Raw genomic sequence first — 10,226 nt, forward strand, 5'->3', positions numbered from 1 at the left:
TCGTGTGAGGTTAATCAGGATGATTGTCTTGATGCGAGTACTTTTGTAAAATATACTGATGACGGGATCAAGGCTATGGTTAAAGAGAATCAGCGATATTCTGGAATAATGAGCTTAAACAAGACAGGAAGAAATGAATGTATCCGGATAATACATAAGGAAACGAGTTGTGGTGACATGGGGACGTTTCCGGTGACATGGGGACGTTTCGGTGACATGGGGACGTTTCTGTTGTCACATTAGTTGAAGAAGTTTGGGTGGTGACACGGGGACGTTTCTATTGTCACACTAGTTGAAAAAGTCTGAGCGATCTGACTGAAAAATTTTGTAGTAGTTGCTGTGGCTTTATGCTTTTGTCTGTTTCCAATGAGTTGAGCTAGTTTGGGATGGGGTGACATGGGGACGTTTCTATTGTCACATTAGTTGAAAAAGTCTGAGCAATCTGACTGAAAAATTTTGTAGTAGTTGCAGTGGCTTTATGCTTTTGTCTGTTTTCAATGAGTTGTGCCAGTTTGGGATCATCCAAACTCACTTAAGAATTTGAATTCTCCGTAAGTGATTCAAAAGATGGCGTAGTGAAAAACCGATTCAATTAGTGTAAACTAACCTGAAAAGAGGTTCAGGAGGTTTAGATATAATGGACGAATCAAAAAGACAGCTATGGGAAGAGCGTTTCGAAGAACAGTCAAACAGTGAAATGACCATTGATGCCTGGTGCAGCCAAAAGCAGATCAGCAAACACACCTTCTATTATTGGAAGCAGCGATTCCGAAAAGAAAAGATGGAGTCAATTGAAAAAAATACTACAACGCCACTGTTTGTGGTGACATGGGGACGTTTCTATTGTCACATTAGTTGAAAAAGTTTGAGCGAACTGACTGAAAAATTTTGTAGTAGTTGCAGTGGCTTTGTGCTTTTGGATGATTCCAATGAGTTGAGCTAGTTTGGAATCATCCAAACTCACTTAAGAATCTGAATTCTCCAGCCAGTCCACAATCCCACAAATCTTTTCTCCCTAAATTGCCGTCAGTGCTGTCAGTCGTGCCAGTCAATCCGGACTCCAGTGCCAATCGATCTGATGACAGAGCCACCTAATCCGGACGATGGAGCCACTAGTTCCGGGATAGGATTTAAAAAATCGTTCCAGATTTCCCCAGAATCATCGATCGCTGAATCAAACCAACACTTCAAATACATATTATAATCATGAGAGATCATTGGCTTAAGCAGTCAATGGTCTTATTTTATTTTTTGGAGGATATCAGCATGGCAACATTGGAAGAAAAAATCATTGAGGAATTAAAACTGGCACTGGAATATCAGGAACCAACCGGAGACTATGCCCAATGGTTGATGGGAGTCAGTCTGCCTGGTGACACGGGGACGTTTCTGTTGTCACATTAGTTAGTTGAAAAAGTCTGAGCGATCTGACTGAAAAATTTTGTAGTAGTTGCAGTGGCTTTGTGCTTTTGTCTGTTTCCAAAGAATTGAGCTAGTTTTTGATCATCCAAACTCACTTAAGAATTTGAATTCTCCAACCAGTCCACAGTGCCACAAATATTTTCTCCCTAAATTGCCGTCAGTGCCGACAGTCGTGTCAGACAAATTTCAGTTGTGGAATTCCGCAATGCAGTGCCACCCAATCTGACAACAGTGCCAATGGTTTCGATGTCAGATTCCAATGACAGTTGTCACCATTGGCGGGACTGTCGGGAAAAACGGGTCAAAATTAAATGGATATCACTGATTCGCCAGAAAACCGTTCCAGATTTCCTCACAATCATCGGTCACTGAATCAAACCCCCATCTTAAATACATATTATAATCATGAGAGATCATTGGCTTAACCGGTCAATGGTCTTATTTTATTTTTTGGAGGAAATCAGCATGGATCAGAAAACAGAAACAATCATCAGCCAATTAAAAAATGCCCTGGAAAGACAGGAACCAGGAACCAACGACCACCAATGGATCATGGGAATCAGCATCAACGATGATCGGAAGCAGTGTGTCATTGTTCGGGTTGTCCTGAAAACGAATGGATCACCCTATGTCGATGGTATGGATATTCTCTTTGACAAGACCAGTGACCAGCTCACCATGGACCCCAACTACTATCAGAATAGTCCCGACTTTATGGGTGGCACTGTGACCGATAGCTTTAAATGGCTCAGAAATCATGGGGATCTGATCTATCAGCAAATGGATGATCCCGATGACAGTGATCGAGGGAGTTTAGAAGCATCAGCAGTGGATGAATTAAATCACGCAGAAAATAATTCCAATGAAAGCAGGTGTTCAAAATGACCATGACCATTGAAAAGATCGAATTCCCAAGACGAGAAACCAAACAAAGCAAGTCCAGGAAAAGCATGACAATTGATTCAGACGATGAACCCGTGGTGCCAGTTGAAGAAATTGATCCAGTCATTGAGCAACTAGACGCTGATAAGTCATTAGAACCGGAAGAAGCACAAAAACGTGACAAGTCATTGAAAATGGAAGAACCACAAATACCAGACAAGTCATCAGCATCATTGGCAGCAATAGCTATCATCGACGAAACCATTTCTGCAATTCAATCCGCTTTTGAGAACCACCTGATGGAAGACGGCAAAGGATCAGCGACTATTGCCAGCTACACCGGTGATATTCAGGGCTTCATCCAGTGGTTAAAGGAAAAGAAGTTGCCCTTTGATGGCAAGCTCACCAGACTGAGTATCACCAGTTATCGCAAACACCTGCAGGAAGCCAACTATCGGATCAATACGATTAATAAAAAGATTAATAGTCTTCACAGCTTCAACCATTTTCTGATAGCAGCCGGATATTGTCAGGAAATGGTGGTGCATCCCAAACGGGATAAGATCAAAGTAGCCAATGGCAGTGAGGCGGAAGTGGTTGTCTTTTCAGAAGATGAGGTGGAACGGTTGTTGTTCTTCCTGGAAAATAAGGAACAGGTTGCCCTGCGTGATAAAACCCTGGTCTATATTCTCCTCTATGCTGGACTGAGGGTTGGTGAATTGGTCAATCTAAAAATTCAGGATCTGGATCTACTGACCATGAGTCTTAAAGTCGTTGGTAAGGGCGGTAAATACCGGGAAGTCCCCTTAAAACCGGAAGTTGCTGAAATCATCAAGACATACATGGAAAGTGATCGCAAAGAAAGTCCCTATGCTAAAAGTTGTCAATTGTTAGTCACCCAGCGATCCGGCAAGATGGATACCGATACCGTCAATAAGGTAATGAAGAAATTGGGGAAGAGTTTAAACATGACCATTTTTCCTCATAAATTCAGGCATACATTTTGCACACGACTATTGAAGAAAGGTGTTGATCTGACGACGGTGGCTAAATTAGCAGGACATGCCAGTATTCAAACCACCGCCAGCTACTACATCAACACCAGCCGTGAGGATAAGCAGGAAGCCGTGGGATTGTTGTAGTCAGCAGTAGTTTGTGCCAAATCTGTCGTCAGTGCTGTCAGTATCGTCAGAAGAATTGTCGGTACTGACGGTACTGACGATAAAAACGGAATAAAAGGGTGGAAGGAGGTGATCGGTCGTGCCATGGTTTCTAGGTGGTGTCATTGCTGGAGCAGCACTGTGTGTTGTTGTTGAGAGCTATGTTGAGTTCGCTTGATTAATTAAAATAATGAAGAAAGCATAGAAATAATGGATTCGGTGGAAATCGATGATCGTCATAGCCTTCGCAGAAAATGATCAAAACAATGGATTTGGTGAAAATCGATGATCGTCATAGCTTTGGCAGGAAGTGATCAAAATAATGGGTTCGGTGGAAACCGATATTCGTCATGGATTTCGCAGGAAATGATCAAAATAATGGATTCGGAGGAAATCGATATTCGTCATAGCTTTGGCAGGAAATGATCAAAATAATGGCTTTGGTGAAAAAGCAATATTCGTCATTAATTCAAAAAAAAAAGGAGACCGGGAAGATGTTCAGTTTGATAGCAACCATCGGAACAACTGCAGCCATTGAATGGTTCACAGGTGGTGTATTGTTTGGCATTTCAGCCTATTCAGCAGCGAAAGAAACAACGAAAAAACAGCCTTAACCTCATCAGCGGGGTTAAGGCTATTCATTTTGCCAAAAATCAAAAAGATAAACGAAAGGAAGATATAATCATGAAAAAAGATAGAACCGAACCACCAGCCAAGCGCATTCAGATCTTGTCCTTAAGACTTGTTCGGGAGGGTAGTATCCTCTATCAAACCCGAAGAATCTCATCACCCAAAGACGCTGTGGGGATTGGGCAGCAATTTCTGAAAGATGCAGATCGGGAGCAGGTCATTGTCTGCTGCCTGGACACCAAGAACCAGCCACTGTCAATTAGCGTTGTCAGCATGGGAATCCTGAACAGCTCATTGATCCACCCCAGGGAGATATTTAAAACGGCAATATTAACCAATGCCGCCAGTATCATGCTATTTCACAATCATCCCTCAGGTGATCCTGAACCCTCAAATGAAGATTTGTCAATCACCCAGCGGATTAAGGAAGCAGGGGTACTAATGGGGATCGAGCTGCTGGATCATATCATCATCGGGACAGAGGGGCGATATTGCAGTTTGAAGGAGAAGGGATTGGTGTAGGCTCAAATAATCTATGAATATATTAGCTTAAATCAGTTTAATAATATAAATAAATATTGACGAAAAAAATAAAATATGTTATTTTAAAACTATCGCAAATGATATAAATTGTTTGTTGATCTTCTGCATTATCAGAATTTTCAGATTCAAAATACGAATATTCGGGTGTGGCATAAGACTGGAGCTGAAAGAAGACAGCATTCGGCACCGTGGGATACGGTGGGTCACAACTAATGAGATACAATAAGCAAATTGCTTTTCCTGTATTTCGCCTGATTTGAAAACAAGAACAAAGGTTTGATAAAAATTGACCTTATGTTTTTGTTGCTCAAATTATGACGAAGCGGAAAAGCAATTTTTTTTGTCTCCATTTAGAGTTATTTGGATTGATAGGCAAATAGAGCAACCGCTTTTAGTCAAAGATATTCGTCTTTTAAATAACTTACTAAGGAGAATATATGACTACTGAATTTCTATCAAAGATTTACAAGAGCGAGATGCTAATAGGTTCATTAATCAAAATCGGTTTTCACGCACAAGAAAAGGGAGGATGATGATCATGTGAAAAAAATAGACCAACCAGTCGGCAGGTGAAATTGGAGATCAACGATTAATTTAGTGAAGAAGTTGATAATAACAAAAGAAAAAAGTGACTATCATTTAAAGATAGCAAAATCTAATAATTGAAAGGAGGATTTCAAAAAATGGAATCCTTATGTAATGAAAAAAAGAAATTATTAACACCCGTTCAATCGTCGAGCACGGTAATCAAGGTCGTAGTGTGGATCAAATTGTTGGTTCGTCTGAATTCAAATCTGAAGAAGGGAGGGATGACATGTCTGAACAAAGAAAGAAGGCAATAATCACTAAAATCCTATTAGACGAAGATGCGATTCAGCATATTAAAACAGTATTGCCAGTGTTGCCGGATGGTACATATCACAACTACGAACTCTATGCTTCCTTCACAGGACAACGGTATAACGTAAGTGACATGACTTTCGACACCGATTATCGAGTTTTAATACTCGAAGGAATTAGAATTATCGGGATAGCAATTTACACCCATACTGAATCCGCTGAACTTCTTTTTGATCATATAATGTATCCGCAAATGGAGTGCGTCTTGTTCAATGAAAACGAAGTATTTAACATGAAGGATTGGTTTTGTGGAACTTCAGTCTTTGACATAAGTGTTCGAAAATATTGGGCTGGTTCTCAAACAAAGAACTACATCACCAGTATTTTCACCTTGAATCAACACAAATTAGTCGCTTTTGACTTAAATAATGGTGGCACTATCCTAATGGATGGTGCGGACAATTCCGCTTATGAGGGTAGTAATTCAGAAGTAGTGAAAAATACGGATAATAAATATGATCGGAGGAGTTAATGTCACATCAAAAAATAAAAATAAAAATTAATAATGTTAAAGACACAATGGGACAACAAGTTGGTGCTATCAATGATGATCGTTCCCTGCAACCACAAGGCTTGCACAGAGACAAAATCCGTCAGGCGCTCAACAAGTTTAAACGTGGCCAAGAATTGACCGAAATCAGAATCCTAAGAACGGATCAGGGTACGGTTTCAGGGTATTTTGACAATGTGGAAGCCCTGGTTGATCAAGCTGCCTTATATGATGGTAAATATAACACCTTCATGACCTTGAACCAGGTGAAGTCGGAATTGTTGGATCGCAGCCCAAATAAGTTGACGATCCATGCCAAACAGACCACTTCTGATGCAGACATTGCAAAGATTAAAAACATATTGATCGATGTTGATTCGATGCGACCAACTGGTGTTTCCGCAACCAACAAAGAAAAGGCAGAAGCTAAAAAAATAGCCGAAAATATCAAACCCTACCTGAAAGAACACGGTTTTCCTGAACCATTTGAAGCCGATTCAGGTAATGGCTACCATCTGATTCTGCCGGTGGATCTGGAAAACACCCCGGAAAACGTTCAGCTGCTGAAGAAGTTTCTGGAAGTTTTGAGTTTTCGATTCTCAACCAACACCGCCGAAGTTGATCGAACCACCTACAATCCAGCCCGAATCACCAAACTCTATGGCACCGTGGCTTGCAAGGGTGACAACACCGAAGAAAGACCACACCGGCGATCAGAACTCTTGTATGCGCCAGAACAAATTGTGGCAGCAACAGTGGAACAGATCAAAGCAGTGGCAGATAGCCTGCCGGAAGTGTGCCAGCAGATTCCAAAAGCAAATGGAACCAAATGGAATATCCCGGAACTGATTGAAAAGCATGGCCTCGATCTGGCCTTTGAGAAAAAATTGAATGGCAAGCATACGATCTATGTTCTGGGTACCTGTCCCTGGAATTCCGAACACACCAATGCCGCAGCCTACATCATTCAGTTTGACAATGGCGCAGTCGCAGCTGGCTGTCATCACAATAGTTGTATCGGCGAAGATTGGCAGTCACTGAAAAAACAGCTGGGCGAAAGTACGGTGATGGAAGGTCTTTCAGAAAATCCATCAGCCGACAAGGAACCAGCCAAGCAATCGGATGTCATTCTGGAACTGCTCAGTGATTGCACGCTATTGCATGGAGACGACGGCGAAGAATATGCCAGTGTCGAAATTGATAATAAACTCTATGTCTATAAACTAAAGACCACAAAATTCAAGCAATTCATGCTAAAACGCTATTATGAAGCCAAAAAGACGGCTCCGGGCAGTGAAGCCGTTAATCAGGCACTGGAGATTCTCGCCATGAAAGCCAATTTTAGTGATGATGAAATTGAAATCAATCGCCGAGTCGGGATGTCAGAAGTCGGGAAATACTACTATGATCTCCATCATGATTCCCGCTATGTTCAAATGACGAGTACAGGGTGTTCCATTGTCACCAATCCCGATGTCTATTTCTTCCAACCTAAAAATATGGGACGACAAGTGGAACCGGATTTTAATGCTCAGCCAGAAGATCTGATAAATCTGATTGGCAAGCATTTCCGAATTAAAAATGATCAGGATGTAATTCTGTTTGCCAGCTATCTTGTCAGTTGTCTGATTCCCGGTATTCCCCATCCGATTCTAATATTGTTTGGCGAAAAGGGATCTTCGAAGTCCACCAGCATGCGAATGTTGAAAAAAATTGTTGATCCCGCCCGACAGGATGTGTTGGCTATGCCGTCAGCCAATAGTGATTTGGCCGTTGTCTTGACAAACCATTATATGCCTTGTTTTGACAATCTGACCTACCTGTCAGTTGATAAAAGTAACATGCTTTGTATGGCCGCAACAGGCGGTTCGATTTCCAAAAGAACCCTCTAAACCGACTGTGATGAGACAATTCTGGAAATCAAACGATGTGTAGTCTTGAATGGGATTAACATTGTTGCAAACCAACCAGATTTGTTGGATCGTTCTATCACCATGGAATTGTCCCGGATCAGTGTCGATGAACGACTTCCGGAAGATGTCATTTGGAATACTTTCAATGCCGATTTGCCAAAAATAATGGGCGCAATTTTCAATACACTCTCAGCTGCCATCACCAGACGCCAGAATCTGCAACTGGAAAAAGTGGGCAGAATGGCCGATTTCAGTTATTGGGGTTACGCTATTGCCGAAGCAATGGGTAAAAACGGTCAGGAATTCCTGGATGCCTATCTCGATAATCAGAACCGGGTCAATGAAGAAGCACTGGCTTCCAATCCGATTGCGACAGCCGTGATGGCGTTAATGCGTAGGAATTATAAATGGTCAAGTAGCGTTTCCAGACTGCTTTACAAACTGGAGCTGGTAGCTGGTGATGAGCAGATTAACACCCATCAAAAAATCTGGCCAGCTGATGCCAATGTTTTGAGCAAACGACTCAAAGAAGTCAAAAGCAATCTTGAAGAAATTGGGATTCAATACGAAATCCGACATGCCGGTGACTACAAGAAGATCATCATCACCAATGTTAAAAATGAGAAAACTGGGCAGATCATTGAAGATGATCCGAAGAAAACCATGACCAACACACCCCTTTCGGGATTTGGTACGACAGAAGCTTTGAGTACGGAAGCAATTGACATCAACACGTTGTTGGACTAGGTATTAAAACAACTCAAAACTCACCGTCTTTTTGTTCCCAAACGATCGTCAGTCGAGTCAGTCCCGACAAAAACTTGTCGCCAGGGACGGTACTGACGCAAAAAACGGGGAAAAAGGGTGGAACCGTATTCAAACATTGGAAAAAATCGATGCAATCCAGAAAAAACGTGGGCGATTCCACTTGACACAACGCAATTATTTTTTTATGAATTTTTATCTAATGACTCAGGTCATGGATTGCCACTGAAAAATTAAATATTCCCCCTTTTTGTTCCAAACCTGTCGTCAGTCGAGACAGTGCGGTCAGATCATTGTCGGTACTGACGCTACTGACGATAAAAACGGGACAAAGGGGGGCTTCAAATCAGAATGGATCAAATACCATTTTCATATACATAAATTAAGAAGAAACGTAATCAAATCCTAAAATCATCACCCAGTCAGACGAATTAAATCCCCCTTCCAGATATATATTATTATTGTAGTGGGGATGGCTGTGAATATAAAAATAAAGAAAAACAGGAGGAAATACCAATGCTACTTAAAAAAGCCATTGAAACATACTTGGATTATTTAAAAGCCAAAGAACGATCAAAAGAAACCATTCGAGGGTATGGGCAGGAACTGAATGCTCTGAGTCTCTTCATTGAACAGGAGCACAACGGAGCGGTTTATCTTGATGACATTGAACTGAAGGATCTGGAGGGCTATCTCACCCGTCAGAAGGAAAAAGGCAGTTCAGCCAAAACCCGAAGTCGGCAGGTATCGATACTTCGATCCTTCTATGCCTTTCTTTTCAAACGTGATCTGGTTGAAAAAGACATCAGCCAAAAACTGGAGAGTATTTCCTACCAGGAAAAGGAACGCACCCATCTGACCCCGGAAGAAATGGAAACCCTGATTGAAAATATTGATCATCCGTTGGTTAAGACAGCAACCATCACCATGGCCAATACCGGTCTTCGCATCAGCGAATTGTGCAAGCTGACTTTAAATGATGTGGATTTTAAGAAAAATCTCATTCAGGTACGTCTGGAGTGTTATCATAAAAGTGCAGTCCCAAATTGCAAGGAAATGAGGTAAAATAGAAATAAAAAGGACTGACTAATAATGAAAAAAATATATAGTGCTGAAGAACGCTATGAAGCGTTGAAACTGGCAAATGAGATTGGCAACAAAGCGGCAGCAGAGCGATTAGGTATAAAAATCGATACATTATACACATGGATCAGCAAAGCTAAAAGTGGAAAGGTTGGTTTTTGTGATGATCCAGGGAATATCCCACTAGCAGATCCCAATCGTTTAAAGCAGCTCGAAAAAGAGCTACGGGAAGCAAAAGAAGAGATTGAGATTCTTCAGGATGCGCTTGGTTTTTTTGTCAAGCGCCGAAAGAAATAGCGAAACAGCAGCGGATGTCATATATTACCGACCGCCGGGACCGTTGGCCGGTTGCCCTGCTCTGTCGTACGCTTGGTGTCAGCGAATCGGGTTACTATAAATTTCTGCGATCAAAAAGCAAACCGGATAAGCACGCAAATA

Annotated in this window: 10 protein-coding genes and 1 pseudogene; all 11 read left to right on the forward strand. The window is 41.6% G+C overall.

Annotated features, from left to right (window positions below; all coding sequences use genetic code 11):
* Positions 1–243 (forward strand): annotated as a pseudogene (locus tag ACWI_RS19235) (hypothetical protein); the annotation flags it as partial.
* Positions 244–637: 394 nt separating this feature from the next.
* On the forward strand, positions 638–859 hold the full coding sequence (tnpA, locus tag ACWI_RS03900) for an IS66 family insertion sequence element accessory protein TnpA (protein ID WP_070370125.1): 222 nt from the start codon (positions 638–640) through the stop codon (positions 857–859).
* A 407-nt stretch (positions 860–1,266) separates the two neighbouring features.
* Complete coding sequence (locus ACWI_RS18950; RefSeq protein ID WP_175440892.1) at positions 1,267–1,404, forward strand: hypothetical protein; 138 nt, start codon at positions 1,267–1,269, stop codon at positions 1,402–1,404.
* A gap of 483 nt (positions 1,405–1,887) precedes the next feature.
* Positions 1,888–2,307 carry a hypothetical protein gene (locus tag ACWI_RS03905; protein WP_070370126.1) on the forward strand — a complete coding sequence of 140 codons (420 nt, stop codon included), beginning with the start codon at positions 1,888–1,890 and terminating at the stop codon, positions 2,305–2,307.
* Positions 2,304–3,446 (forward strand): tyrosine-type recombinase/integrase, encoded by a 1,143-nt coding sequence (locus tag ACWI_RS03910; RefSeq protein ID WP_242871574.1) that lies wholly within the window; start codon positions 2,304–2,306, stop codon positions 3,444–3,446. Before ACWI_RS03905 ends, ACWI_RS03910 begins: the two co-directional genes overlap by 4 nt.
* Before the next feature lie 702 nt (positions 3,447–4,148).
* Entirely contained in the window at positions 4,149–4,616 is a 468-nt protein-coding gene (locus tag ACWI_RS03915) for a JAB domain-containing protein (protein WP_070370133.1), read from the forward strand.
* Between the two features lie 835 nt (positions 4,617–5,451).
* Complete coding sequence (locus ACWI_RS03920; RefSeq protein ID WP_070370127.1) at positions 5,452–6,009, forward strand: hypothetical protein; 558 nt, start codon at positions 5,452–5,454, stop codon at positions 6,007–6,009.
* The gene (locus ACWI_RS03925; protein ID WP_070370128.1) at positions 6,009–7,919 is read left to right on the forward strand and encodes a hypothetical protein; all 1,911 of its coding nucleotides are present in this window, start codon (positions 6,009–6,011) and stop codon (positions 7,917–7,919) included. The genes ACWI_RS03920 and ACWI_RS03925 overlap by 1 nt, the downstream gene beginning before the upstream one ends.
* A 45-nt stretch (positions 7,920–7,964) precedes the next feature.
* Positions 7,965–8,687, forward strand: a complete 723-nt coding sequence (locus tag ACWI_RS03930; RefSeq protein WP_070370129.1) for a hypothetical protein — start codon at positions 7,965–7,967, stop codon at positions 8,685–8,687.
* A 534-nt stretch (positions 8,688–9,221) separates the two neighbouring features.
* Entirely contained in the window at positions 9,222–9,770 is a 549-nt protein-coding gene (locus ACWI_RS03935) for a tyrosine-type recombinase/integrase (RefSeq protein WP_070370130.1), read from the forward strand.
* Positions 9,771–9,797: 27 nt separating this feature from the next.
* Complete coding sequence (locus ACWI_RS03940; RefSeq protein WP_070370131.1) at positions 9,798–10,085, forward strand: transposase; 288 nt, start codon at positions 9,798–9,800, stop codon at positions 10,083–10,085.
* Positions 10,086–10,226 lie beyond the last annotated feature (141 nt).

This window comes from Acetobacterium wieringae, from assembly GCF_001766835.1.
GTDB classification, from domain to species: domain Bacteria; phylum Bacillota; class Clostridia; order Eubacteriales; family Eubacteriaceae; genus Acetobacterium; species Acetobacterium wieringae.

Bases quoted from the DNA above. Each gene is read 5' to 3' on its own strand.
- tnpA (WP_070370125.1), top strand. From the start codon at position 638: ATGGACGAATCAAAAAGACAGCTATGGGAAGAGCGTTTCGAAGAACAG.
- ACWI_RS18950 (WP_175440892.1), top strand. From the start codon at position 1,267: ATGGCAACATTGGAAGAAAAAATCATTGAGGAATTAAAACTGGCACTG.
- ACWI_RS03905 (WP_070370126.1), top strand. From the start codon at position 1,888: ATGGATCAGAAAACAGAAACAATCATCAGCCAATTAAAAAATGCCCTG.
- ACWI_RS03910 (WP_242871574.1), top strand. From the start codon at position 2,304: ATGACCATGACCATTGAAAAGATCGAATTCCCAAGACGAGAAACCAAA.
- ACWI_RS03915 (WP_070370133.1), top strand. From the start codon at position 4,149: ATGAAAAAAGATAGAACCGAACCACCAGCCAAGCGCATTCAGATCTTG.
- ACWI_RS03920 (WP_070370127.1), top strand. From the start codon at position 5,452: ATGTCTGAACAAAGAAAGAAGGCAATAATCACTAAAATCCTATTAGAC.
- ACWI_RS03925 (WP_070370128.1), top strand. From the start codon at position 6,009: ATGTCACATCAAAAAATAAAAATAAAAATTAATAATGTTAAAGACACA.
- ACWI_RS03935 (WP_070370130.1), top strand. From the start codon at position 9,222: ATGCTACTTAAAAAAGCCATTGAAACATACTTGGATTATTTAAAAGCC.
- ACWI_RS03940 (WP_070370131.1), top strand. From the start codon at position 9,798: ATGAAAAAAATATATAGTGCTGAAGAACGCTATGAAGCGTTGAAACTG.